28 protein-coding genes are annotated in these 25,523 nt (G+C 46.9%); 20 read left to right on the forward strand and 8 right to left on the reverse strand.

Going from position 1 to position 25,523, the window contains the following annotated elements; translation table 11 throughout:
• The first annotated feature begins 150 nt into the window (after positions 1-150).
• The 4 genes from VNE01S_RS16520 to VNE01S_RS16535 all read left to right on the forward strand — a co-directional run bounded on the left by VNE01S_RS16520 (position 151) and on the right by VNE01S_RS16535 (position 3,057).
• Positions 151-516 (forward strand): hypothetical protein, encoded by a 366-nt coding sequence (locus VNE01S_RS16520; protein ID WP_053396850.1) that lies wholly within the window; start codon positions 151-153, stop codon positions 514-516.
• A 937-nt stretch (positions 517-1,453) separates the two neighbouring features.
• A complete protein-coding gene (locus VNE01S_RS16525; RefSeq protein ID WP_053396849.1) occupies positions 1,454-2,077 on the forward strand; it encodes a lysoplasmalogenase in 624 nt (207 codons plus the stop codon).
• Positions 2,078-2,141: 64 nt separating this feature from the next.
• Entirely contained in the window at positions 2,142-2,378 is a 237-nt protein-coding gene (locus tag VNE01S_RS16530) for a YecH family metal-binding protein (protein WP_053396848.1), read from the forward strand.
• 94 nt (positions 2,379-2,472) lie between these two features.
• Entirely contained in the window at positions 2,473-3,057 is a 585-nt protein-coding gene (locus tag VNE01S_RS16535; RefSeq protein ID WP_053396847.1) for a YhgN family NAAT transporter, read from the forward strand.
• 74 nt (positions 3,058-3,131) lie between these two features.
• On the opposite strand, the gene VNE01S_RS16540 is transcribed toward VNE01S_RS16535, so the two are convergent.
• Positions 3,132-3,398, reverse strand: coding sequence for a DUF1145 domain-containing protein (locus tag VNE01S_RS16540; RefSeq protein ID WP_053396846.1), 267 nt, complete (start codon positions 3,396-3,398; stop codon positions 3,132-3,134).
• Positions 3,399-3,411: 13 nt separating this feature from the next.
• Positions 3,412-4,011: a 16S rRNA (guanine(966)-N(2))-methyltransferase RsmD gene (gene rsmD / locus VNE01S_RS16545; RefSeq protein ID WP_053396845.1), complete on the reverse strand. Its 600-nt coding sequence runs from the start codon at positions 4,009-4,011 to the stop codon at positions 3,412-3,414.
• 210 nt (positions 4,012-4,221) lie between these two features.
• Between rsmD and ftsY the strand changes: the two genes are divergently transcribed.
• From ftsY to glpG, 6 genes are all read left to right on the forward strand, one after another.
• On the forward strand, positions 4,222-5,415 hold the full coding sequence (gene ftsY / locus VNE01S_RS16550; protein WP_053396844.1) for a signal recognition particle-docking protein FtsY: 1,194 nt from the start codon (positions 4,222-4,224) through the stop codon (positions 5,413-5,415).
• A 26-nt stretch (positions 5,416-5,441) separates the two neighbouring features.
• Positions 5,442-6,116 (forward strand): cell division ATP-binding protein FtsE, encoded by a 675-nt coding sequence (gene ftsE, locus VNE01S_RS16555; RefSeq protein WP_053396843.1) that lies wholly within the window; start codon positions 5,442-5,444, stop codon positions 6,114-6,116.
• Positions 6,106-7,074, forward strand: coding sequence for a permease-like cell division protein FtsX (ftsX, locus tag VNE01S_RS16560; RefSeq protein WP_053396842.1), 969 nt, complete (start codon positions 6,106-6,108; stop codon positions 7,072-7,074). The genes ftsE and ftsX overlap by 11 nt, the downstream gene beginning before the upstream one ends.
• 166 nt (positions 7,075-7,240) lie before the next feature.
• Positions 7,241-8,098 carry an RNA polymerase sigma factor RpoH gene (rpoH, locus tag VNE01S_RS16565; protein WP_053396841.1) on the forward strand — a complete coding sequence of 286 codons (858 nt, stop codon included), beginning with the start codon at positions 7,241-7,243 and terminating at the stop codon, positions 8,096-8,098.
• 415 nt (positions 8,099-8,513) lie between these two features.
• Positions 8,514-8,840 (forward strand): thiosulfate sulfurtransferase GlpE, encoded by a 327-nt coding sequence (gene glpE / locus VNE01S_RS16570; protein ID WP_053396840.1) that lies wholly within the window; start codon positions 8,514-8,516, stop codon positions 8,838-8,840.
• Positions 8,841-8,849: 9 nt separating this feature from the next.
• Entirely contained in the window at positions 8,850-9,683 is an 834-nt protein-coding gene (gene glpG, locus VNE01S_RS16575) for a rhomboid family intramembrane serine protease GlpG (protein ID WP_053396839.1), read from the forward strand.
• Positions 9,684-9,719: 36 nt separating this feature from the next.
• On the opposite strand, the gene VNE01S_RS16580 is transcribed toward glpG, so the two are convergent.
• Complete coding sequence (locus VNE01S_RS16580) at positions 9,720-10,133, reverse strand: flagellar basal body-associated protein FliL (protein ID WP_053396838.1); 414 nt, start codon at positions 10,131-10,133, stop codon at positions 9,720-9,722.
• A 165-nt stretch (positions 10,134-10,298) separates the two neighbouring features.
• On the opposite strand from VNE01S_RS16580, the gene VNE01S_RS16585 reads away from it, so the two are divergent.
• Positions 10,299-10,841 carry a chorismate lyase gene (locus tag VNE01S_RS16585; RefSeq protein ID WP_053396837.1) on the forward strand — a complete coding sequence of 181 codons (543 nt, stop codon included), beginning with the start codon at positions 10,299-10,301 and terminating at the stop codon, positions 10,839-10,841.
• The gene (ubiA, locus tag VNE01S_RS16590) at positions 10,838-11,692 is read left to right on the forward strand and encodes a 4-hydroxybenzoate octaprenyltransferase (protein ID WP_053396836.1); all 855 of its coding nucleotides are present in this window, start codon (positions 10,838-10,840) and stop codon (positions 11,690-11,692) included. The genes VNE01S_RS16585 and ubiA overlap by 4 nt, the downstream gene beginning before the upstream one ends.
• A gap of 47 nt (positions 11,693-11,739) precedes the next feature.
• Here ubiA and plsB read toward each other — a convergent pair whose 3' ends face one another.
• The gene (plsB, locus tag VNE01S_RS16595; RefSeq protein ID WP_053396835.1) at positions 11,740-14,184 is read right to left on the reverse strand and encodes a glycerol-3-phosphate 1-O-acyltransferase PlsB; all 2,445 of its coding nucleotides are present in this window, start codon (positions 14,182-14,184) and stop codon (positions 11,740-11,742) included.
• Positions 14,185-14,379: 195 nt separating this feature from the next.
• Between plsB and VNE01S_RS16600 the strand changes: the two genes are divergently transcribed.
• The 6 genes from VNE01S_RS16600 to fghA all read left to right on the forward strand — a co-directional run bounded on the left by VNE01S_RS16600 (position 14,380) and on the right by fghA (position 20,045).
• Positions 14,380-14,742, forward strand: a complete 363-nt coding sequence (locus tag VNE01S_RS16600; protein ID WP_053396834.1) for a diacylglycerol kinase — start codon at positions 14,380-14,382, stop codon at positions 14,740-14,742.
• 98 nt (positions 14,743-14,840) lie between these two features.
• Positions 14,841-15,464: a transcriptional repressor LexA gene (gene lexA, locus VNE01S_RS16605; RefSeq protein WP_053396833.1), complete on the forward strand. Its 624-nt coding sequence runs from the start codon at positions 14,841-14,843 to the stop codon at positions 15,462-15,464.
• Between the two features lie 104 nt (positions 15,465-15,568).
• The gene (locus tag VNE01S_RS16610; protein ID WP_156309904.1) at positions 15,569-16,381 is read left to right on the forward strand and encodes a class I SAM-dependent methyltransferase; all 813 of its coding nucleotides are present in this window, start codon (positions 15,569-15,571) and stop codon (positions 16,379-16,381) included.
• A gap of 42 nt (positions 16,382-16,423) precedes the next feature.
• The gene (gene dinF / locus VNE01S_RS16615; RefSeq protein ID WP_053396831.1) at positions 16,424-17,761 is read left to right on the forward strand and encodes an MATE family efflux transporter DinF; all 1,338 of its coding nucleotides are present in this window, start codon (positions 16,424-16,426) and stop codon (positions 17,759-17,761) included.
• A 231-nt stretch (positions 17,762-17,992) separates the two neighbouring features.
• Positions 17,993-19,141, forward strand: a complete 1,149-nt coding sequence (locus VNE01S_RS16620) for an S-(hydroxymethyl)glutathione dehydrogenase/class III alcohol dehydrogenase (protein WP_053396830.1) — start codon at positions 17,993-17,995, stop codon at positions 19,139-19,141.
• Positions 19,142-19,205: 64 nt separating this feature from the next.
• The gene (gene fghA / locus VNE01S_RS16625) at positions 19,206-20,045 is read left to right on the forward strand and encodes an S-formylglutathione hydrolase (RefSeq protein WP_053396829.1); all 840 of its coding nucleotides are present in this window, start codon (positions 19,206-19,208) and stop codon (positions 20,043-20,045) included.
• 60 nt (positions 20,046-20,105) lie between these two features.
• On the opposite strand, the gene sthA is transcribed toward fghA, so the two are convergent.
• Entirely contained in the window at positions 20,106-21,536 is a 1,431-nt protein-coding gene (gene sthA, locus VNE01S_RS16630; RefSeq protein ID WP_082331719.1) for a Si-specific NAD(P)(+) transhydrogenase, read from the reverse strand.
• A 257-nt stretch (positions 21,537-21,793) separates the two neighbouring features.
• Between sthA and fabR the strand changes: the two genes are divergently transcribed.
• Positions 21,794-22,435 (forward strand): HTH-type transcriptional repressor FabR, encoded by a 642-nt coding sequence (gene fabR / locus VNE01S_RS16635; RefSeq protein WP_053396827.1) that lies wholly within the window; start codon positions 21,794-21,796, stop codon positions 22,433-22,435.
• Positions 22,435-22,815, forward strand: coding sequence for a YijD family membrane protein (locus tag VNE01S_RS16640; protein WP_053396826.1), 381 nt, complete (start codon positions 22,435-22,437; stop codon positions 22,813-22,815). Before fabR ends, VNE01S_RS16640 begins: the two co-directional genes overlap by 1 nt.
• 143 nt (positions 22,816-22,958) lie before the next feature.
• On the opposite strand, the gene VNE01S_RS16645 is transcribed toward VNE01S_RS16640, so the two are convergent.
• Genes VNE01S_RS16645 through VNE01S_RS16655 form a run of 3 tightly spaced genes read right to left on the reverse strand, consistent with a single transcriptional unit; the run spans position 22,959 to position 25,520 of the window.
• A complete protein-coding gene (locus tag VNE01S_RS16645; RefSeq protein ID WP_053396825.1) occupies positions 22,959-23,840 on the reverse strand; it encodes a DUF7916 family protein in 882 nt (293 codons plus the stop codon).
• The gene (locus VNE01S_RS16650; RefSeq protein ID WP_053396824.1) at positions 23,821-24,183 is read right to left on the reverse strand and encodes a PTS lactose/cellobiose transporter subunit IIA; all 363 of its coding nucleotides are present in this window, start codon (positions 24,181-24,183) and stop codon (positions 23,821-23,823) included. Before VNE01S_RS16650 ends, VNE01S_RS16645 begins: the two co-directional genes overlap by 20 nt.
• On the reverse strand, positions 24,183-25,520 hold the full coding sequence (locus VNE01S_RS16655; protein ID WP_053396823.1) for a PTS sugar transporter subunit IIC: 1,338 nt from the start codon (positions 25,518-25,520) through the stop codon (positions 24,183-24,185). The genes VNE01S_RS16650 and VNE01S_RS16655 overlap by 1 nt, the downstream gene beginning before the upstream one ends.
• Positions 25,521-25,523: the final 3 nt, after the last annotated feature.

The raw sequence follows: 25,523 nt of genomic DNA on the forward strand, positions 1-25,523 counted from the left end.
GTGCCATTGCCAACGAGCTGACATCAACGCAGACTTGGTATTACAAAACAGACAATTAAGTAAAAGGGATGCGAAACGCAATGAGATTGGTGACGGAAGCTGGAAGTAGGCTTCTCCTACCCCTAAACTTATTAGCGATGGAGGTAAGTCATGTCTGATATCGAAAAAGTGGTTGTTCGGACACGTAAGCTCGAAAAATTACTCCGAACTCAGTATCACGCAGAAGGTAGAGGATTACACCAGCTGATCACTAGCTGTGAGGAGCGCCTGCCGCATGATGTTATCAGTAAACTCCGTTTCATCGCGACCATCCGAAACAAGGTAGTCCATGAAGATGACTACAAACTCGACAGCAAGCGAGATTTCTTTGCTGTGTGTGACGATTGTGAAAAAGAACTGACACCACGCAGTAGTCGTTTTATTTGGCGCGTTGCTATTGCACTGATGTTATTGAGCACGATGGCGGCATTATTCTTTTATTATGCGCATTGGGACGTGTTATCCAGTCACCTTTAATCAATGCAGAGAAAGTCGGCCTTTCTTCCATTGTGTAAAAATTAGAGCTATGTCGGTGGTTTAGACAGGTTCTGTGCGAAAAAAATACGAAAAAACAAAAAGGGACGCGTTTGCGTCCCTTTTTGTTTTCTTGAATTTGCTTAGTACATCATCGGCAGAGTCATTAGACCAACTACAACCGCGATCATTACAAGTCCTTGTTTTTGTGAAGAAGTAATCATAACTCTGCTCCTCTTAAGTGATGTTTGATTCTATGTAAATTAGGATAGCAGTCTTTTTGTGCTTTGATCAAGTTTTTCTTTGAATAACGCTTGAAAATGTCATTTTAATTACGTGGTTTTGACATTTAATGCCTTTGTTTTCTTGTTTTGGCTGGCCTTTTTTCTGATTGAATAATGCTCTATCTGTTTTTTGTTTTTACATAAGTTGTTGTTTTTGATTTAAATTAATTGTAGTTGGTTAATGTTGCGATTATGTTTGTTGTATTTTTGAGGGTTAGCGTGGTTTATTGGTTTGTTTTTTTATTCATTAGGCTTTTTATTTCTATATTTCTCATTAGTTGAGAATGATTCTTACAAATGGTGGTTGATGCTGGGTTTTTAGCGTTTTGCATTTACCTGGTATGTTTGTGGTTAATTCTATTTGTGATTGTAAGCTACTGTTTTTAAGTTAATATTTTTACTGGTTCTTGGTGTTGTTTGTGTTTTTGTGCGATTTTTTGTTGTGAAGATATCAGTGGCTTATAACCTTGTTTATTCTTATAAACGTATTAACTTTACTGAAAAAAGGACTTTGCTTAGGTTAGAGTAGTGTGAGGCATTAGGGAGCATTTGTTCGTTCGCCAGAAGCATAATCAAGATCCAAGTTTTGCTTTCCGGTTCTGGACATCTTGTAAGCCCTCCCTACACTGGCGGCTCAGTTTAAAAGAGGTGATCTCATGTGGAGCTGGCTTTCAGTCGCGTTATCAGGTTTTATTAGTATTTCTGCTAGTGAAAGCAATCAAAAGAAACAAGCAGCCGCGTTTAAAACATTATCTATGTTGATGCTGGTAGTGATGTTATGGAGTCAGGGTGTGGCTTTAGGACTCTCTGCCTGGTGGATCACGCTTGGTCTTTTGATCTCTTTGCTGGCGGATAATCTCTACATATTCAAAAAGCAAAAAAAGCTCTGTTTTGCGTCTTACATTGCCGGTCAACTTTGCTATAGCACGTCGTTTTGGACTCAATTGTCAGGGGAAATTGTGTGGTGGCTACCCGCTATGCTGTTAGCGATCGGCATTGTGGTGTTTTTCTTGATGTTGCCCAAAATCGATAAGTTGCTCTTTCCTGTCGTGATCATGGGTATGATGTTGCTGCAACTAAACTGGGCTGCGGGTGAAGTCTGGTTGTTCTCTGACACGTTGGCGAGTTTAGTCGGCTTTATCGGCACTCTCACACTGACGCTGTCTGCCGGGTTACTGGCAGTGCATGACTACCGCCATCCGATCGCTTATGGTCGATATATCATTAGCGGTAGTTATCTACTGGCGCACTCTCTGATTACCGCCACTTTGATTATCTGAAATCAAGGCGAAACCCTAGCGTTATTTATATTCTCCACACATTATTCTATGAGTGGAGATAGCTATGTCATCTGAAATCCATGCCCATGCCGTGCTGAATTTACTGAAAGAGTGTCCAATGAGCGAGGCAGAGCTGCGTCACGCGGTGACCAATGAATTTGGGCAGGATGTACGTTTTCGAACTTGCAAACTATCAGGCTTTGACTTGGATGCTTTGCTGGCGTTTTTTATTAAACGCGACAAGATTGTTCAAGCAGAAGGGAAATGGCACGTTAACGCGGCGAGAATTTGTAATCACTAGCTATTGATTTGCCTCCAAATTGCTCAGTAGCATTGCTATACTTCGTCGGTTTTCTATCCAACTTGTCTGGTTTATCTGCTGTGGAGGCTAATTCATGGACATCCTTTCTGCCGCAACCATGCTATTTCTTATCATGGACCCGCTTGGCAACCTTCCTATCGTCCTTTCTATCTTAAAGCACTTAGATCCAAAGCGCCGACGTATGGTTTTGATCCGTGAGCTATTTTTTGCTCTTGGGATCCTGATGTTATTCCTGTTTGCAGGTAAAAGTATCCTCAACTTCCTGCACGTTCAGCCGGAAACGTTGAGTATTTCGGGTGGTATCATTCTGTTTATTATCGCGATTAAGATGATCTTCCCTAGTGCGGGCAGCATTACGGGCTTAGCCGCAGGTGAAGAACCATTTATCGTACCCATGGCGATTCCGATGATTGCCGGTCCTTCGGTCCTAGCGGCGTTATTGCTACTATCGACTCAGCATCAAGATAAGTTGATGGAGTTGTCTGCCGCCGTGCTGTTGGCTTGGGGAGCGACGTTTGTGATTTTGATGTTCTACGGTTTCTTCCACCGCATTTTGGGTGAGCGAGGCTTAAAAGCGGTTGAGCGTTTAATGGGATTGTTACTGATTATGATTTCGACCCAAATGTTCCTAGATGGGGTGAAGAGTTACATTGGCTAACAGAGCCATCCGACCTCGGAAAAACAAAAACGCCGCTGATGGAAGCGGCGTTTTTTATGGTTCTTTACTGGTCGTCACACCATGTGTTTACGGCGGATATCCAATAAAGCGAAGATACCAAAGATCAAAATAGACCATTTCTCCCAGCTGCTCATTTTGACTTTGTCACCAAACGCGCCAACAAAAATCAGCATCTGTAAACCGTGCATGATAAACAGGAAGGCCGCCATGATGTAGAGCGCGATGGCTGCTTTACCAGGGAACGGCATGAAAATGTTAAGAATAAGAATAAACCATACAAAGCCAATCGCGGCTTTTGCTAATAAGAGTAGTGCTTTCATTGCGACTTCCTGCTCAGTTGTCTTGACGTTCAAATAGGCGGTAGCAGACCTGTCCAGCCGTTTTTTCTCGGTGGAGATGCCAATGAGCCGGGATACCTTCCAGAGCCAGCTCTTTTTCGGTTTCAATATAAATCAATGCGTCATCGGCTAGCCAGCCATTTTCTTCCAGTAGGTTGACTGTCTCAGCTAGCAGTCCTTTACGAAATGGTGGGTCAATAAACACAACGTTTTGCGGCTCTCCCTGCTGTTTAAGGAAGGTAAGCGCGTCCGTGTTGTGTGCTTTGAGGTTGGTTGCCTTTAGCGCGGTGATGTTTTGTTGGATTTGTTTAAAAGCCTGCGTATTGAGTTCGACCATGGTCACCATTTCTGCCTGGCGGGAGGCCGCTTCAAAGGCAAGACCCCCAGAGCCGGCAAATAAATCCAAGCACTTTGCTCTGGGCACATCCTGAGCTAACCAGTTAAACAAAGTTTCTTTGACTCGGTCAGTGGTTGGGCGTAGGCCTTCCGCATCATGAACAGGAAGTTTTCTACCTCTCCATAAGCCGCTAATAATTCGTACAAAGCCGGTGGATGGCTTTTTTTGTGATGTGTTTTGCTGGCGACGTCTTACCATAGATTTTTTGACCGCTAATAAAGTGATACTATACCCAGTCGCTCAGCAATTAAGCCCTGAGTACAGCCCAAATTTCGTTGATGACAGAGTGTATACCATCGTTATTACGCAGGAAACTTTTCACTCTGTTGTCATTTCTCTTTTCTAAACATGGACACTTCTATTAGAAAAGGGTCAGAGTCAATATAAGAAAATCTAGGATAGCCCCAGATGACGGAAAAAAAGAAGCGCGGATTACTTTCTTGGCTTGGTTTTGGTGATGAAGACCAAGCCAAGCAACCGGTTGAAGAAAAAGATAAAAATCAGGTAGAAGAGGTCGCTGAAGAGGCGCAATCAGTTGAAGACACTGAGCAAGAACAAGACACTCAATTAGCAGAAGCAGAAGCAGAAGCAGAAGCAGAAGCAGAAGCAGAAGTTGTTGAGGAAGAGCCGCAACCCGAGCCAACCCCAGAACCACGTGTGGTTGAGCAAGAAAAGCCAACCGAAAGCTTTTTTGCCCGCTTAAAGCGCAGCCTTGCGCGTACTAAAGCCAACATCGGTGCAGGCTTCTTCGGCCTGTTTAAAGGCAAGCAGATTGACGATGACTTATTTGAAGAGCTAGAAGAACAGCTGCTGATTGCCGATGTAGGCATGGATACCACGCTGAAAATCATCGAAAACTTAACCGAAAAAGCCTCTCGCCAGCAGCTCAAAGATGGCGAAGCACTGTATGCACTGCTGAAAGATGAAATGGCGGACATTTTATCTCAAGTGGAGCAGCCGCTTGTCGTGGATACAACAAAAACGCCATACGTAATTTTAATGGTGGGTGTGAACGGTGTGGGTAAAACCACCACTATTGGTAAGTTAGCCAAGCAGTTCCAAGCGGAAGGTAAGTCTGTGATGCTGGCAGCGGGCGATACATTCCGTGCGGCCGCAGTAGAGCAGCTGCAAGTGTGGGGTGACCGCAACAATGTTCCTGTGGTTGCGCAGCACACTGGCGCAGACAGCGCATCCGTTATTTACGATGCAATTGAATCGGCGAAAGCCAAAGGCGTGGATGTGGTGATTGCTGATACAGCAGGCCGTTTGCAGAATAAATCGAACCTGATGGAAGAGCTGCGTAAGATCGTACGTGTTATGCAGAAGGTCGATGATTCAGCCCCGCATGAAATTATGCTAACGCTTGATGCCGGTACGGGTCAGAACGCCATCAGCCAGGCGAAACTGTTTAGTGATGTGGCTCCGCTGACGGGTATCACGCTGACGAAGCTGGATGGTACTGCAAAAGGTGGTGTTATTTTTGCGCTTGCTGATCAATTCCAGATCCCGATTCGTTACATCGGTGTCGGTGAAGGTATCGATGACCTACGCCCATTTGAAACGAAAGAGTTTATTGACGCACTGTTTAGCCGCGAAGACTAATTGCGGCTCAGTAAGAGGAATCACGGGTGATAAAGTTTCAGCAAGTAAGTAAAGCGTACCGAGGCGGTCGCCAGGCTCTGCAAAAAGTGGATTTTCATCTCAGGCGCGGTGAAATGGCCTTTCTAGGGGGCCACTCGGGTGCAGGTAAAAGTACTCTACTTAAGCTAATTTGCGCGATTGAACGTCCAACCGACGGTAAAATTAGCTTTAACGATCACGATATTACCCGTATTCCAAGCAAAGATATTCCATTCTTGCGCCGCAACATTGGGATCGTGTTTCAAGACCATCGTTTACTGATGGATCGCTCAGTTTTCGACAATGTGGCGTTACCCATGCGTATTGAGTCGATCTCTGAGAACGAAATCAAACGCCGTGTATCTGCTGCGCTGGATAAAACCGGTTTGCTGGATAAAGCGAAGTGCTTGCCGAGCCAGCTGTCTGGCGGTGAGCAGCAACGGGTGGGGATAGCCCGTGCGGTGGTGAACCGCCCAACGTTATTATTGGCGGACGAACCAACGGGTAACTTAGATCCTGAGCTGTCGACTCGAGTCCTCAATTTGTTTGAAGAATTTAATCGAGCAGGGGTCACTATCCTTTTAGCCACGCACGATATTGGGTTAGTAAACACTCGCCCACAGTATCGTCATCTAGAGCTGAACCAAGGCTTTTTGAGTGAGGTGCAAGACTATGGCCAATAAGGCACGCAACCGAAAAGCGGCGCAGGCACGCACTTCAAACCGCGTTAAACGAGATAGCTTTTTGAAAGTTCATTTTAAACAGGCTAAAGAGTCACTCGTTGCTTTAATGCAAAGACCTGTCGGTAACCTTCTTACGCTCGCAGTGATTTCTATGGCATTGGCTATGCCGTCGGTGCTGTATTTGTTGGGCAAAAATATATCCGTCGCTTCATCTCATGTGACCAGCCCCTCTCAAATTAGTGGCTATATTGCGGAGCAAACGCCCGAAGCCAGAATCATGGTGATCAAAGATAACCTTGAAACCATGCCGGAAGTTGCAAAGGTTGAGTACATCTCTCCCCAACAAGGTCTGGATGATTTAAGCCAATACTCGGGTTTTGAGCAGGCGATTTCCCTGCTTGATGATTATGCGCTGCCAGGCGTGTTGGTGATTACGCCTAGCTCTGAAGACAAGTTAGCGATCAAACAGTTGGCCACCAAAATCCGAGCAGAAGATGACATTACCGATGTACGTTTGGACGAAGATTGGCTTACGCGCTTAGACGCGATCAAAAATCTGGTCGGTGGCATTGTGATTGCGTTGTCGGTATTGATGCTCGGCTCGGTATTTTTGATCGTGGGTAATACGCTGCGTTTTAACGTGTTGGCAAACAAAGATGAAATACAAACCATGAAGCTGATTGGCGCGACCAATAGCTTTATTCTACGACCTTACCTGTATTCAGGTATGTGGTTTGGGTTATTAGGTGCGCTGTTTGCGTGGGTTGTTACAGCGGTAATCACAGTTCTGCTTAATAACAGTGTTGAGCAGCTGGCATTACTTTATGATAGCCGCTTCAGGTTAATAGGCCTTAACTGGGATGAAAGCTTACTGCTGCTGATGCTAGGTACGTTCCTTGGTTGCTTGGCAGCCAAAGTATCGGCGCAGCGTCATTTAAAAGAAATTGAACCAGTTTAAATGGCGTTTGTCTTATCAGTGTAAAAAGTAGACGTTAGAGTCTACTTTCGTATTGTTTAAACCAAGTGTTTATGCATAATTGTTTCCCCAGCTTGAATCTTGTTCATTTTAGGTTCAAGATTGATGGGTTAAAAATACTCCAGATCAGAGATTGATGAGGAATTGAATGGCTAACCAAGCGTATCCAATGGCAGTAGTGACACAAGATAGCTTAGACAGCTATATCCGCACAGTGAACAGCTATCCGATGCTGACCGCTGATGAGGAACGTGGACTTGCCGAAAGACTACATTACGACGGTGAAATTGAAGCTGCTAAAGGTTTAATCCTGTCGCACTTACGTTTTGTTGTGCATGTTGCTCGTGGTTATTCTGGTTACGGCCTACCAATGGCCGATTTAGTTCAAGAAGGCAACATAGGCCTGATGAAGGCGGTAAAACGCTTTAACCCAGAAGTGGGTGTACGTCTTGTCTCGTTCGCAGTTCACTGGATCAAAGCGGAGATCCATGAGTACGTACTCCGTAACTGGCGTATTGTTAAAATTGCCACCACCAAAGCTCAGCGCAAACTGTTCTTTAATCTTCGTAAGTCTAAGAAGCGTCTAGGCTGGTTCAACAATGGTGAAGTTGAAACCGTAGCGAAAGAGTTGGGTGTTGAACCTTCGGAAGTGCGAGAAATGGAATCGCGCTTAGCGGCTCAAGATGCCACGTTTGAGATGCCTAGTGATGATGATGACTCTGCGTCATCTTATACTGCGCCGATGCTCTATTTAGAAGATAAATCTTCAGACCTAGCAGAGAGCGTTGAAGCAGCAAACTGGGAAGCGCACACCAATAATCGTTTAAGCTTGGCGCTTGCTAGTTTGGATGAGCGCAGCCAGCACATTGTACGCTCACGTTGGTTGGACGATACCAAAGCCACACTTCAAGAGTTAGCAGAAATGTACGGTGTGTCTGCAGAGCGTATTCGCCAGCTTGAAAAGAACGCGATGAAGAAATTGAAAACTGCGGTAGGCGATTTCTAAACACCTACAACAGTGTGAATTTTAAAAAAGCCGAGATCATTAGATCTCGGCTTTTTTATTTGTGATCAGATATTCGTTATTTATGGACGCGTTCTTGGATCGTATTTTGTTCGATAGCCTGTGGGTAAGTCTGTGACAAATTTCTTTGCTATCTGTCAGAAAGCAGGGCAAATAAAGGCGTTGAAGCGGATTGACCCGTGGGGATATTTTCTTTCTTACACACAAAAAAATAAGGATCATCACTACATATAGTGGATCCATTATTCTAAAAACACTTTATCAACGCTATCCACAAAATTATCCACAGATGGTGAAAAAGTAAACTCTCGTGGATAACCTTATTAACCCCGTGTACTTTGTGAGCACTGGATAGGTTACAATGCCGACAAATAATGAAGTACTAGAGAGACAGTAAATGGACCAGTTTCAACACATCGATGTTACTGCCGCACAGGCACTACTTGAGCAAGGTGAAGCGCGCCTAGTGGATATTCGTGACCCACAATCTTTTGCCGTGGCGCATCCGGTATCCGCATTTCATTTAACCAATGATTCGATTGTGGGCTTTATGAATGAGGTCGAGTTTGAGCAGCCAGTTTTGGTGATGTGTTACCACGGCATTAGCAGCCAAGGGGCAGCTCAATATTTGGTTAACCAGGGCTTTGAGCAGGTGTATAGTGTAGATGGTGGTTTTGAAGCTTGGCAGAGAGCCGAGTTGCCGATTGAATCTAACACCCCTTAGGATGTATGTATGGTAAGACTGATCACGTTATCGAATCCTCGTATGGCGCAAGCGTTTATTGACTATATGGCCTCTCGTCATATTGATATCCAAATGATGCCCGAGGGCGGTGGTCAGTTTGTCCTTTGGCTCAGTGATGAGCAGCACAAGGTTGAGGTGGAAGCCGAGCTAAAACATTTTTTAGCCGATCCGATGGCAACCAAGTACCAAGCCGCCTCTTGGGATATGGCAGACAGCCGTACTAGCAATTTTAGTTATCACTCCCCAAGTATGATGTCGATGGTTAAGGCCAAAGCTGGACCCTTTACTCTCGCGGTGATGACGGTTTGTGTGGTGATTTTCACTTTGCTACAAATCGGGGCTGGGGAGGCGGTATTTTCTGCTTTGCATTTTCCTGCCGTAGCGGAACAACAATGGCAGCTATGGCGTTGGCTAAGCCACGCTGTGCTTCACTTCTCTGTGATGCACATTGCGTTCAACCTACTTTGGTGGTGGCAACTCGGTGGGGACATCGAGCAAGGCTTGGGTTCAAAAAAATTGCTGCAGCTGTTTGTTGTGTCAGCCGCCTTTTCGGGAGCGGGGCAATTTTGGGTCGAAGGGGCTAACTTCGGCGGTTTATCTGGCGTGGTTTATGCTCTTGTTGGCTACTTGTGGATGCTTGGGTACAAAGCGCCTCAATTGGGATTAAGCCTACCCAAACCGATTATCGGTTTTATGCTGGTGTGGCTTGTTCTTGGGTTTATCCAACCATTTATGGCGATCGCTAACACTGCGCATTTGGTTGGGTTACTCTCAGGTGTGCTGCTTGGACTGATGGACGCCAGTAAAGCAAAATACAAATAAAAACAGCGGCTAAGGCCGCTGTTTTTATTTCATCATTTATTGATAGAGATACTTAGTAAACAGCAAGTCTGCTATTACGGTTTTGCCTGTCTCGGGTAGCAGCGCGGCGTTAAGTGTTTCAACCAGTGTTTTTCGTAGGTCTTCACGGCCGGCAAGAGAGGTGATGGTATCTTCAGATTGCTGTCCCAACAGCTCAATCACGGCATCTCGAATCAAAGGCTGATGCAATTCAATGATGGAGAGGTCAGTTTCATTGGCAACCATGACATCAATACGCACTTGGATATAGCGGAGTTGTTTGCCCTTGGTGTAAAAGTTGGTCGTCAGATCCGGTTCAAGAGTGAAATAGGCCAGTTTTGGGGCTTGCTCTTCCTCTGCTAACGCGACGGATGGAAGGCTAATCAACATTGCCCAAACGACAAATATTTGGGCTAGGTAACGTTTAATCATATTTATAACTTTTCTTTCTTCCAATCACGATACTCGAATCGCCATAGTCTTGTTACAATAGAGCATCTATTTGTAATCAAAATGCGTTAAGTACTCGATGGGGTGGTTAACACTTCAGATCGAAGCTTTATTGTACGACGATAGAGCGACTTATTGAATATTAATATGAACCAATTGATTGCGCTTTATTTATCGGCGCTACGCCAAGTACGTTGGCAAGATCCCGCTGACTTTATCTTTCCAAGCCTTATTGCAGAGCAATGGGCGAAAGAGCAAGGGTCGTTGTCGCGATTACTAAAATCTTACTGCCAAGATCTGACGGTGGATCTGGTGCACAACAAAACCGTTAAAGCGGAGAAGTTGAATCCACAAGAAATTGATCTGCTCGCGTATGAATCTTGCCTGTTGCGCAAAGTCGTCCTGAAAGGTGATGGCGAAGCGTGGGTGCTCGGACGAACTTTGATCCCTCAATCTTCCATGCAAGATCAGCAGCACGATTTGTCTCAACAAGGGGACATTCCGCTGGGCCTGACGGTGTTCAGTACTGATAACGTTAAACGCGATGCGCTGCAGGTGGGGTGGGCTGAAACCCCAGACGGTAAGATGCTGGCGCGTCGTTCGCGACTATGGATGAACCACAAACCCATGCTGGTGGCAGAGCTGTTTTTGCCGACTGCGCCTATGTATACAAAAGGAGAACATGAATGAACGCTGACAAAGCACGCGCTTATTGGCAATTAATGAGAATGGATAAGCCAATTGGTACTTTGCTTTTGTTATGGCCAACGTTTTGGGCGTTGATTCTGGCAGCGGAAGGCATGCCAGATCTCAAAGTGTTGGTGGTGTTCATTCTTGGGGTTATCTTTATGCGCGCGGCTGGGTGCGTGATTAACGATTTTGCTGACCGAAAAGTCGATGGACATGTAAAACGTACCGCTCAAAGACCGCTGCCATCGGGCAGAGTGACGTCTAAAGAAGCTGTGGCACTATTTTTGGTACTGGGTATTTCCTCGTTTCTATTAGTGCTCACGATGAATACCCTGACCATCCAGCTTTCATTTGCCGGTATGGTGTTAGCGTTTATTTATCCGTTTATGAAGCGTTTTACCCATCTGCCGCAGCTGTTTCTCGGCCTCGCATTTAGCTGGGCCATCCCAATGGCTTGGGCGGCACAATCGAATGAATTGCCGATGATGGTGTGGTTTGTGTTTGTGGTGAACGCCTTGTGGACGATTGCCTACGATACTCTGTACGCCATGGTGGATCGCGATGACGACCTAAAAATCGGCATTAAATCGACAGCCATCCTATTTGGTCGCTTCGATAAAATGATTGTCGGTGCACTGCAGTTGGTCACATTAGCCATGCTGATTTACTTGGGTATGTGGTATGAGTTGGGCGCAAGTTACTATTGGAGCTTGTTGGTTGCTGGGGCGTTGTTTGTGTTTCAGCAGCACTTGATTCGACATCGAGAGCGAGAGCTGTGTTTCAGAGCCTTCCTGAATAACAACTATGTGGGTATGGTGATTTCGGTCGGGTTGTTAATCGCTTTTATGTGATTGAGCGAACAATGAAAAGGGCATCCAGTGGATGCCCTTTTTACTATCTAGCTTTTAGCTTCTGGCTCGGTTGCCTGACAAATACTTTCTTTAATGGTCAAGCGCACTTCTGGGTAGAGCATTGAGTAAAGCAGATTCGCGAGTTTAGCGCTTTTCTCTGTGTCGCAATTGCCGTCTACATCCAGGTAGGCTTGTTGCTTCAAAGTGGTAAACATGGCTGAGAATACCCCTTTATCGAAAAACTCCGGCGCGTTGATACCGTGTAAACGACCCAGGCGTTGAGCAATATCTTGGCTCTTTTTCTCAAGGTCCGATTTACCCAGCTCTGGATTGCTCACCAGTAGATTCAGTGCTATTGAATAACGCTGCAACGTCTCTGTAATGGTGCGACCTAGTAACACCAGTACTTGAGTATTGGCTTGATTGATTGCCACGTTTTCTTGGTCATCAATTGTCACCGCGCCTTGATGAGCCAGCTCTTCGATGTAGGCTTCCGTCAGTTCACCTAATTGGCTTTCTTCAATACTTAGGAATAACTCTTGTTTGAGGAACGGATAGACCAGTGCCACGTTCGCTTTGATTTGCTCCAGTGATAGCTGCTGGTGGCGAACTAACATTTGTGCGATCAGCGATGGCAGAGCCAATAAATGGATGATGTTGTTGCGGTAGTAAGTCATCAAGATCGACTGGTTGCGATCAAGAGACACAATTTCACCCATGCTGTCTGACTCAATCACAAACTTATCAAGCGATTCCGCGTGTTTTACCAGTGACTCCGCATCTTCTTCTGGCACCGTGTAGGTCGAAGAGTACGGAACGTTTTTCAGCAGTGACAGGTAGCAGTCGATTTGGTGGATTAAGCTGTCACGAGATAACGCGCGTTGACGAGAAGCCAATAGAGCGGTGGCGCAGAGCGTCAATGCGTTGGTCGCCGCCGCATCGTTGATGTGCGTCATCATCTTGGTTGCTAAGCCGTTGACTACTGGGTTTAACCATTGTGGCTTGCTGCTGCCCATTGGGTCGATGTCTTTTGTCCACTCTGGCGCATGTTCGTTAAGGTATTGGTTAAGCGGAATCGGTTCACCAAAGTTCACGTAGCCTTGGCCAAAGTTACGCAGTTTACGAATGGTACGTAAAACCAAGCCTGCGTTCTCTTTCTCTTTACGTTTGCCGCGTAGCTCTTTGGCGTAAGTGCTCACTTCCATCACGTGTTCGTAACCGATGTAAACAGGTACTAACGTGACCGGGCGGTTTAGGCCACGCAGCATGGCTTGAATGGTCATTGCCAGCATACCGGTTTTGGCTTGCAGCAAACGACCAGTACGCGAACGACCGCCTTCACTGAAGTATTCCACCGAATAGCCTTTGGCGAACAGCTCGGCCAGGTACTCGCGGAAAATGGTTGAGTAGAGTTTATTGCCTTTAAAGCTACGACGAATAAAGAACGCACCGCCGCGACGGAAAATTGGGCCTGCCGGGAAGAAATTCAGGTTGATACCCGCTGCGATGTGCGGTGGCACCATCCCCTCATGGTACAGCACGTACGACAGCAGTAAGTAATCCATGTGACTGCGGTGACACGGTACATAAACAATCTCGTGGCCGTCTTGCGCCAATTTACGCACGGTAGACGCGTTGTTGATATTCAGGCCTTGATAGATACGGTTCCAAAGCCAACCAAGCAGGCGATCGCCATTTTTGACCAACGAGTAAGAGAAGTCTGCGGCAATCTCATCCATGATGTCGTGCGCTTCTTTGCGCGCTTTATCGATAGAGATGTTTTTAGCTTTCGCTTCATCCTCGATGACTTTCTCAATCGCTTTGGACTTCATTAAGCGCTTGAACAATGCCTGACGGCTTGGCAGGTTAGGGCCAGACGCGGCCAGTTTTTGACGCGAGAAGTGAATACGTGCCACACGAGCTAACTTGTGGGCAATGGATGCATCGGTGCCGTGCGAATCGGCCATGTAGCGCAGTGATACCACAGGGCTAATGCGTACTAGGCAGTCGCGGCCAGAAAGGATCACCGCTTTGGCTTTCTGTGGGCCATTAAGTGATTGCAGGTATGGCTTATTCTGACTCTCTTTGCCGGGTTTACGGCCCCAAAGTACAGTGGTCGGAATCACTTGCACATCAAGCTCTGAATCGAATTTATGTAACTCTAGTAGATCAGAGAACAGCGAAATCGACTCGCTTGGTACGTCTTGGTCGTTACGCATCACAGTTTCGCGAGAAGTCGTAAAGACAAAGCGTTTAAAAGATTTACCATTGATTTCAACAGGCTCAAAAGGGTCTGGTAAACCCAACTCGACCACCTGTTTTTGTAGCGTCACTAAATCAACATTAGAACGGTATGGAAGCGCGTAAATAATAGGCTTATTGATATCAATACTAAGGTCGTCAATTGGGTTGGCTGGTATGGCGGTCCCTTTCACCAGCATTGATAACGGCAGTTTTAGTAGTGAACTAGAAAATGATTGTCCGGAAGACATAAAGCTTCTGAGCCTCAAAATAGATAAACAGCAGAAAGCCCCACCCGTTCAAAGTGGAAACAGGATGGAACTCAAGCAGGTATTTTTAGTTTGCAAGGATATCAGAAACTGGTCGAACCTTTTACTTATAATTGACTATGAATGCATCAATATAGTCTGATTTTACTCACCCCTTACACTTAGAAGAGAATTTTTGTGGCCAAAAAATCACTCCATGGTTTTAAACGCGTACTCAATGCGACGCGCTACTCTTGCCAAGGGCTAAAGGCGACTTTTCAAAATGAACCTGCATTTAGAGAAGAGGTGTTACTTGCGTTTATCATGATCCCTGCGGCGCTGCTGATGGATGTCACTCAGATCGAGCGAATCTTGTTGATCGCGGTGGTAGTGTTAGTGCTTTTTGCCGAGTTAGTGAATAGTGCCGTAGAAGCGGTTGTTGACCGTATCGGAGCTGAGCAACATGAGCTGTCTGGCCGAGCCAAAGACATAGGCTCAGCCGCTGTGATGGTCACGATGTTACTGGCGGGTTATGTATGGCTAGAAATCTTAATTCTTTAGCATAAACAGGCTGCTATTCAAAAAAGCAGCAATTGTCTTTTCATTTTATTGATTACTGGATATACTCACAGTTAACTGTATAAAAAGACAGGTGACTTATGAAGCCGTTAACGCCACGCCAGCAACAAGTATTCGATCTGATCAAAAGTAAAATTGATGACACAGGTATGCCACCGACACGCGCTGAGATTGCTCGTGAATTAGGCTTCCGTTCTGCCAACGCAGCGGAAGAGCACCTAAAAGCGCTTGCGCGTAAGCAAGCGATTGAAATTATCCCAGGTGCTTCACGCGGTATTCGTATTTTACTCGAAGACACCGCCGCCAATGATGAACAAGGCCTGCCGCTTATTGGTCAGGTGGCAGCGGGTGAGCCGATCTTGGCTCAAGAACATGTCGAAACTCACTATCAAGTGGATCCCGCGATGTTCAAACCTCAGGCTGATTTTCTGCTGCGTGTTAATGGCGAAAGTATGAAAGATATCGGCATCATGGATGGTGACTTACTGGCAGTACATAAGACACAAGACGTTCGTGATGGCCAAGTGGTGGTGGCGCGTGTAGAAGATGACGTCACGGTAAAACGTTTAGAGCGCAAAGGCTCAACGGTACTTCTTCATGCAGAGAATGAAGAGTTTGAACCGATTAAAGTCGATTTGACCTGCCAACACCTCACTATCGAAGGGCTCGCTGTCGGTATTATCCGTAATACCGACTGGATGTAACCCACATGCGATGCAGCAGTACATGAGATAAGTTCTCATTTATCTTGATGTTGTAATTGATATTCATTATCATCTTTCTCCATCGCTACGGAAGGAAGATGATAATGGTCGCTGCTCCTAAAACTCCTCTACATCGCTATCAGATCCCTGCGAACCTATTGCAGCCATTGTGGCTTCGTAGTCGAGAAAGCTTAGTCGACAACGGCTTAGTTTACGACCCAATTGCCGCCAATGCCTGTCAGCGCTGCCATCTAGCACCGGAATGCTTGTCTGGTGATATTGACCAAAAGCAGCTGCTGCATGTCACGCTTACCCAACTTTGTGATCAGCAAATTTCTCAATTTATCAAACGTAATCCCGATGGTTGGATCATCAACGTAGGGGCGGGGCTCGATACGCGTTTCTATCGTGTGGATAACGGCCGCTGTAATTGGCTTGAGTTGGACGTGACCGAAAACTTACTTTGGCGACAGAAGCTGTTCCACCGAAGTGAGCGGTATCACCATATGTGTGGCAGCGTGAATGAGTTGGATTGGCTCAATGCCTTACCAATACCGGATAAAGCGCCAGTGATGATTGTTTGTGAGCTCGCACTGTTGGACTGCGATGAGCGACAAGTCGCGAAGTTTGTCCAGGCATTGGGTTGTCATTTTGAAAGTGCACGTGCGTGTTTGGTGCTCGCGGGGGACTTAACCTACTCTAAGCTTGGTCAGAAAATGGGATCAGGTCAGTATGCTCACGGTTATCAAGCGCCAGGCGACGCTGTATTAGGATACCTGCCTTGGGCAAGATGGGTAAAAGCCTATTCCCCGTTAGCTCAACAGTGCGGTCGCTGGAAGTTCTGGCAACGCTGGTTAACCAAGATTCACCTTGTTAAAAACAGATTAACGCCAGTGGTTGTTCAGCTTCGTTGGTGATCCCGTTACACTTGCCGCTCAGTCTAAAAAGTGAGTGGTTACGTGCACATAATTCAAACTCTTTCCGATAAAGCACTGCACAAGCGAGTACTCATGCTCGCGATACCTATGGTGCTATCTAATATTACCGTCCCTCTACTTGGGTTAGTTGACGCCGCGGTGATCGGTCACCTTGAACATGCTTGGTATCTGGGTGGTGTTGCGCTGGGCAGTACAATGATCAGCGTTTCCTTTTGGCTGCTTGGCTTTTTACGCATGTCGACCACGGGATTAACAGCGCAGTCTTATGGTTCCGACAATAACCGTCAACTTGGTCTGGTGCTGACCCAGGGCATCACTATGGCGCTTGGCTTTGCCGCGTTATTTCTTTTGCTCCATCCGTTTGTGGCGAATTGGGTTTTTAGTTTCAGCGATGCCAGTGAGCAGGTGAAGCATTTTGGTGAGCAGTACTTTTTTGTTCGAGTCTGGAGTGCTCCTGCAGCGCTAATCAACTTTGTTTTGCTGGGTTGGTTGCTCGGCACACAAAATGCCAAAGCGCCGATGTGGATGGTGATCATCTCAAACTCGACCAATATTGCGCTCGATATCTTGTTTGTGATTGGCTTGGGTTGGAAAGTGGAAGGGGCGGCACTGGCTTCAGTGATTGCCGACTACACAGGCATGAGCTTTGGGCTATGGTGTGTATGGCGTACGTGGATTCAGCGTCAATTACCTTCACCTCTGGTATTGCTCAAAGACACCACTCATGGTTTGAGTCGCTTTGTAAAACTGAATCGAGACATCTTCCTGCGTTCACTTTGCTTACAAGCCGCATTTACCTTTATGACCTTTCAGGGCGCGAGTTTTGGTGATGACATTGTGGCAGCCAATGCGGTACTTATGAGTTTTTTGATGATGATTTCCTACGGTATGGATGGATTTGCGTACGCCATGGAAGCCATGGTAGGTAAAGCGATCGGTGCCAAAGATAGAGAACAATTGAGCCAATCCTTACTAGGGACATTCTTTTGGAGTCTGGTGATCTGCGCTGTACTGACGGTACTGTTTGGTTTATTTGGATCGTCTTTGATCGGTTTGATCACTGATATCCCGACGGTACATGAGATAGCACTGGTGTACTTACCCTGGTTAGTGGTGATGCCCTTGGTGTCCATGTGGTGCTTTTTGTTTGATGGCATATTTATCGGTGCGACCAAAGGGACAGAAATGCGCAACGGCATGTTTATTTCTACTTGCAGTTTCTTTGCCGTGTTTTATGCCGCCTCAGGGTGGGGAAATCATGCGTTGTGGATGGCGATGTTGAGTTTTATGGCAATGCGTGGGGCCACCTTAGCCGTTATGTTTTACTGTCAATGGCGGCGAGATGAGTTTTTAGCGTAACCGTGACAGAAAAAGCCCGAGCCCATTGACCGCTCGGGCTTTATTATTACGTATATGTAAAAATCATTTTCAATTTGGTGGGATTATCATCTATTTGAAAGTGTCTAGAATGGGTACCAACAAAACGACGCAGCGACGAATGAAATCGTCATCTACGCTTATACCAACTTAGATAAGGCGTTGAGCTAATAGCTGCCTCTTATTCTCTCCCTACGTTGAAAGGAAAATCCAATGGCACTTGATATTAAACCGGGTCAAAAGTCGATTAAGTCTAAAGCAGCGGTTGCATGGGCAGCTGGCGAACCACTAAAAATGGAAGAAGTGGATGTCGAACTGCCGAAGAAAGGCGAAGTGTTAGTGCGCATCGTTGCGACGGGCGTTTGTCACACAGATGCCTTCACCCTATCTGGTGATGATCCAGAAGGTATCTTCCCTGCGATTCTTGGCCACGAAGGTGGTGGTATCGTTGAAATGGTCGGCGAAGGCGTGACCAGCGTTGAAGTCGGCGACCACGTTATTCCCCTTTACACCGCGGAGTGTGGTGAGTGTAAGTTCTGTAAATCAGGCAAAACGAACCTTTGTCAGGCCGTGCGTGAAACACAAGGCAAAGGGCTGATGCCAGATGGCACTAGCCGTTTCTCCATTAATGGCGAAACCATCTTCCACTACATGGGTTGCTCGACTTTCTCTGAGTACACGGTGCTGCCAGAAATCTCTCTAGCGAAAGTCAACAAAGAAGCGCCACTTGAAGAAGTGTGTCTGTTGGGCTGTGGTGTCACAACTGGTATGGGCGCAGTACTGAATACAGCGAAAGTAGAAAAAGGCGACACGGTTGCTATCTTCGGTCTGGGTGGTATTGGTCTGTCTGCGATCATCGGTGCACGCATGGCTGGCGCGAGCCGCATCATTGGTATTGATATCAATGAGAGCAAGTTTGACCTGGCGAAACAGCTAGGCGCGACAGACGTAATCAACCCACAGCAATTTGATAAGCCAATCCAAGAAGTGATCGTTGAGATGACCGATGGCGGTGTGGATTACTCATTCGAGTGTATTGGTAACGTCAACGTGATGCGTCAAGCTCTAGAGTGCTGTCATAAAGGCTGGGGCGAATCCGTGATCATTGGTGTTGCGGGTGCGGGTCAAGAGATCTCAACCCGTCCATTCCAACTGGTTACTGGTCGTGTATGGCGTGGTAGCGCGTTCGGCGGCGTAAAAGGTCGTTCTGAATTGCCAGAAATTGTGAACCGTTACATGGCCGGTGAGTTTGGCCTGCAAGAGTTCATTACTCATACCATGGGCTTAGAAGACGTGAATAAAGCGTTTGACCTAATGCACGAAGGTAAGAGCATCCGCACGGTTGTTCATATGGATAAATAATTCGCTTTGGCTCCCTGATGGGAGCCAAATCTGTATTTGATTATTGACCTTCAAAGGACAACTTATGACGATTGAAAACGTTAGCCAGGCTAAAGTCTTTGGTGGCTGGCATAAACAATATACGCACGACTCAGCCACGCTGAACTGCAATATGCGATTTGCGATTTTTTTACCGCCAAACGCGACGAAGTCGACTCCAGTACCGGTAGTGTATTGGCTATCGGGTTTAACGTGTACCGATGAAAATTTCATGCAGAAAGCCAGTGCGTTCCGCAAAGCGGCAGAGCTTGGCATTGCGATTGTTGCACCCGACACCAGCCCGCGCGGAGATGATGTCGCGGACGATGAAGGCTATGACTTAGGTAAGGGGGCGGGTTTTTACCTCAATGCCACTCAGCAGCCTTGGGCTAGTCATTACCATATGTACGATTACGTGACACAAGAGCTGCCTGCCCTGATTGAAGCCAACTTCCCGGTATCTGAGCTGAAGTCAATTTCTGGCCACAGCATGGGCGGACATGGGGCGCTGACCATTGGTCTGAAAAATGCCTCGGCGTATCGCTCGATTTCGGCCTTCAGCCCGATTTGTAACCCGATGCAGTGTCCTTGGGGACAAAAGGCCTTTAATGCGTATTTGGGCAGCGACTTTGCCACTTGGCAGCAGTACGACGCAAGTGAGTTGCTCAAGCAAGCCAAAGCGGAGCTGCCTATCTTGGTTGACCAAGGTGACGCAGATGGTTTCTTAGTCGAACAGTTGAAACCGGAAGAGCTCCTTGCTGCAGCGCAAGTGCATGGTTCGGATCTAGAACTGAGAATGCAGCCGGGTTACGACCACAGCTACTTCTTTATTTCGAGTTTTATCGATGAGCACCTAGCGTTTCACGCTAAACATCTCACTAAGTAGACTCTGGCAAGAAACAAAAAACCGCAGCACGTTGGCTGCGGTTTTTTTATTGGTTGTTTATCAGAACAAACGGTTTAAACCATTCAACGCCGCTACACGATACGCCTCGGCCATGGTTGGGTAGTTGAAGGTGGTATTGACGAAGTACTCGATGGTGTTCGCTTCGCCTTTCTGCTCCATGATCGCCTGACCGATGTGGATGATTTCCGCCGCTCGTTCCCCAAAGCAGTGAATACCGAGGATCTCTTTAGTCTCACGGTGGAACAAAATCTTCAAGCTGCCGATGTCTTTACCTGCAATCTGAGCGCGCGCTAGGTGTTTGAACGACGATCGACCGACTTCATAAGGCACTTTGGCTGCGGTGAGCTCTTGCTCGGTTTTACCTACGGAGCTGATTTCCGGAATGGTGTAGATACCCGTTGGAATGTCTTCAATTAAACGACCATCGGCCTGTCCTTTGTTAATGGCCTGAGCCACAAAACGGCCTTGGTCATAGGCAGCACTCGCTAGGCTAGGGTAGCCAATCACGTCACCCACTGCGTAAATGTGGTCGACTTCGGTTTGGTAATTTGTGTCGACTTTGAGTTGGCCGCGAGAATCTGCCTCTAAGCCAACTGCAGCAAGGTTGAGCCTATCTGTGTTACCTGTACGGCCGTTGGCATACAGCAAACAGTCTGCTTTCATTTTTTTGCCTGATTGCAGGTGGACAACCACGCCGTCTTCGGTCCCTTCGATTTTCTCGTACGTTTCATCGTTGCGAATCACCACGCCGCTGTTCCAAAAGTGGTAGGACAGGGCATCTGACACTTCGTTATCAAGGAAAGACAGTAGGCGATCGCGGGTGTTGATTAAGTCCGTTTTAACGCCCAATCCGCGGAAAATCGACGCGTATTCACAGCCGATCACGCCCGCACCGTAAATGATGATGTGGCGAGGGTCATGCTTTAAGCTCAGGATGGAATCACTGTCATAAATGCGTTCGTGAAGAAAATCAACATCACTCGGTTGGTAAGGTCGTGAACCAGTCGCGATGACAAAACGGTCTGCACTGTACAATTCTTCGGTGCCGTCACTTTGGGTCACTGCGATGGTGTATTTATCGGTGAAACGCGCGATACCAGAAATCATGCTGCAGTGGTTACGATCGTAAAATCCTTGACGCAGACGCGTTTGCTTATCAATCACCGATTTTGCATGGCCCAAAATATTGGAGAAGGTCGAATGAATGCTGGTGTTGTTATTGCAGAAAAGCGGGTTACTGTTGAATTCGATGATGCGGCTAACGGCATGGCGTAGCGCTTTTGATGGGATGGTGCCCCAGTGGGTACAACCGCCACCAACGCTGCTCTCCTTTTCTACAATCGCGACGTTGAGACCGGCTTTGGTTAATCCCATTGCCGCCCCTTCACCTCCGGGGCCACTACCAATAACGATTACATCAAAGTGGTTACTCTCCGCCATAGTTCTATCCTTGTTATATAGTCTTAACATTGCTTTAGCGAGATTTTAACTGATTTGTCAAGGCGGTAAATGGAAACCACACTAGAGAGTCGAACGGATCACGCAGAATCATCTAATTACAATAAAGGGTATGCTGTGTGTCTCTAATTAGAATCGAAAAGATTGAAAATTGACGCTAACTCGGTTTAATTGCCCATCGGTAGTCACAGCTGGGCATTTTTAGGTTATCTACCTAAGCTAATCGTTGTATATTTAGGGCTACCGATATAAGCAGTAGAAAAGTTGATATGAAATCCATGGGAATCCGTGCACAGCAGAAAGAGAAAACGCGTCGTACATTGATTGACGCTGCATTCAGTCAGTTAAGCGCTGATAGAAGTTTCTCAAATCTGAGTTTGCGAGAAGTCGCACGCGAAGCGGGGATTGCGCCAACTTCATTTTATCGGCATTTTAAAGATATGGACGAACTGGGTCTAACCATGGTTGATGAGGGTGGCTTGCTCCTTCGTCAGTTAATGCGTCAGGCTCGTCAACGCATTGTCAAAGAGGGCAGTGTGATTCGGACTTCGGTTGAAACTTTTATGGAATTCATCGAAAGTAGTCCTAATGTATTTCGATTATTACTGCGCGAGCGCTCAGGCACATCGGCTGAGTTTCGTGCGGCAGTAGCGAGAGAGATTCAACACTTTGCAGCGGAATTAACCGAATATCTGATCGGGACAGGGATGACACGTGAAGAAGCGTTTACACAAGCAGAAGCATCCGTCACTCTGGTTTTCAGCTCTGGTGCGGAAGCCTTAGATTTAGAAAGACGAGCACGCGATGAACTCGCGGAACGTCTAATTATGCAATTGCGAATGATAGCCAAAGGGGCCTATTGGTATCGCAAAGAACGTGAACGTAACCGATTAAAAGGTGGGATAGATTAATGTCGAACGAAACAAACCAAGTTAATCGTGGTTCTGAGAAGAAAACGCTAGTACTGGCTGTTGTTGCTGGTATCTGTGGTGACGCTATGTTGTCATGGCTGACCATGAGCGAAGTTTCTTTCTCAATTTTTCCACTAATTGCTTTAGTCCTTGCTGTACAAGCACTTTACCAAGAATACCTAAGTAAGCCAGTCTCTGAGGATATCCCTCTGGTTGGTCTAGCTTGCTTCTTTGTTGGCGCGTTTGGCCACTCTGCGTTTATCAAAGCGCAGTACCCAGAAGCGGGCTCAAACATGTTAGCGATCTTTATTACGCTTGGTCTATTGGCGTGGATTGCGAAAAAACTGGGTTTTACGAACCGTCAAACTCAGGCTGAATAAATTCAGCACATTGCTGGTAAATCATTAGGAAAGGGCCTGGCTTTATCGCCAGGCCTTTTTGTTTGTCTGCAGATGGTTGGTGAAACGAAAAAAAGCGCACAGAATAAACCGTGCGCTTTTGACTAGCCAACGTTGTTATGGTGTTAGCGCCTGTTTGCCATGCGCTTGTATTGGTGTCTTCGACCTCTGAGTGTGATGCCTAAGTGCAGAATGTTCTCCGGCGGAGCAATGCCACTGTAGCCGCCGTCACCAATGTGGACGATGTCAGCACCTGCCGCTTTTGACGCAATCGCCACTTGCTCAATGTAGGACTCGGTTGCGCCTTCCTGTGAGGTGCCAATCGCCAGCATACCCAGCATGCCGCTGTTATGTACCGCCGCCATCATTGCTTTTGCCAGTTGCGGGTCTACACCCGGTGTGGTGTAGGGGGCTGGGAACATCATGATATCTGCCCCAGCTTCGGCAAAGGCAGGCACAATCGAGAGGTTGTAGTCATTGCCGACACCACCTGCGTGCATCTTCCCTGCGACGATGATGATCTCTTGCGATACGCTGCGTACCAGAGAAATTGCGTCTAAGATTGTTTCTTGTGTCACGCAGTTGCCAGGGTTGCCCGTCAGCATCACGTAATCTAAGCCGAGCTCGACGGCTCTTTCGACGGTTTGTTGGGTGACAGTACGGCCAATGTCGATGTGTGGTGCTCCAGCTGGGACGGGCTCCAGGTTGCAGCCGATTAGGCGCCCGGTGACACGTTTAATTTCTGCAATCGACATGGACTCGTCCGGATTGTCAGAAAGAATGCGGATTTTTGGATCCATTACATCTAGGCAGTTGAGTGTGATCATATCCGCGCCAAAGGCCGCTGCAATTTCAGCACCAGAGACCACATCAATCGGCGGTGCAATGGCGACCACGTTCTCAACCATTAAGGTGCGGCCTTCCGAAAGACGAATGCTTTCCACGACCTGTTCGCGTGTCGCTTTGTGGACATCTTCAGAAGTGTAATCAAATATGCGCTTTTTCACTGTCTAATACCTTTTGTAGTTTTTGGTGGATAACCGAAATTTCTTCGGCCATTTCACGGCATAGCATGGTGGTCATGATGTGGTCTTGAATGTGGGTGAGTATTAGGGTCATGGTGACCTTGCCTTCCCCTTGGTCAAAACCGATCAATGATGTTTGGGATTTGTGCACCGCGACCAGAGCATCATCCCCAGCTTTCATCAAAGATTGCGATTGTTTGAAATCGCCACGTCGTGCCGCTTGCATGGCATCCATAAATGCCGCGCGGGCTTCGCCAACCTGACATAACAGAGTCATCAAGAACTCTTCTGTAATGTCATCACTTGAGTTAATTTCAGTCGTCATTAAGCAACTCCTTGTTCTAATACGGTTTCTTTTTTCGTCCCATTGGCTGCTGATTGTTTTGCTCTCTCTTCCGCGAGTAGTTGTTTCTCATGCACTTTCAGGAAGGGATAGAACACCAAAGCGCTTACACAGACACTGCTCAGTACAACCAGTGCTGCGGTGCCAGAATTGGTGGAGATGATTGCGCCGATCGGGGCCGGCATTGTCCATGGTGGAATGGCAATGATTTTGGATACAAAGCCCGCTTTAAACGCTAACCAAACGATGGATGTGTTAATCGTTGGGGCAAGTAGCCAAGGAATGAAATAAATCGGGTTCATCACGATCGGGGTGCCAAAAATAACTGGCTCATTGATGTTGAATGTACCGGGAATGATCGACATTTTACCGATGGTCTTTAACTGAGTGGCTTTCGAGCGCATCATTAAGACTACCAATCCCCATGTTCCCCCTGCACCACCGACAAAGATGAAAAAGTCCATCACAGGGTTGATGAATATTGCCGGTAAGGGTTCACCTGCGGCTAAAGCATCTTGATTCATGCCTAGGTTTATCAGCAACATAGGACCAATGATGCCACCCACAACTGATGCGCCGTGAATGCCGCTAAACCACAGTATTTGTACGATCAAAACCGCAAGAAGACAGGCAATAAAACTATCTGAAGCTACAACTAAAGGTTGGAATAGTTGCATGATGGCGGTGGGTATTTGCAGGTCGTATCCGGCTAAGAACACGTTGATTGTCATCACAATGAACGAGATGAAAACAATCGGAATCAGCAAATCAAACGAGGCCGAAATTTTAGGTGGCACCGCGTCTGGCATATTGATGCGAATGTTATATTTGATGAGTAATCGCTGCATTTCAGGGACGAGCAAACCACATAATATTGCTGTGAAGGCACCAGTCCCCCCCAAAAATGCGCCTGGCAGAGCGCTGCCTATATCGGTGTTGGCCATTGGCGCAACCGACAATAAGAAGGCGAACATGGATAGCATGCCGGTGTTCATCGCTCTTAGCTTGTAAGACTCAGCAAGACTGAAACCAATACCGAATGCGGCGTATAGGGCAAAAATCCCCATACTTAGTTGAAAGGGGGCCATGATGTTGTCTTTGCCAATGATTTCTATTAGCGCATGCCAGCCATCAAAAAACGCGTTGCCCTCGGAAGGTGGGAAGGCAAGTACTAAAAGAAGCGAGCCGACGATCAGAAACGGCATAGTGGAGACAAAGCCATCTTTGATCGCATTGACGTGACGCTGGGCTGATAATGTTCCAGCAAAAGGGGCGACGTAGTTCTCGACGAAGCCCAACACTTTATCGAAAAAAGCCATAGA

The sequence above is a fragment of the Vibrio nereis NBRC 15637 genome (assembly GCF_001591105.1).
Classification (GTDB): Bacteria; Pseudomonadota; Gammaproteobacteria; order Enterobacterales; family Vibrionaceae; genus Vibrio; species Vibrio nereis.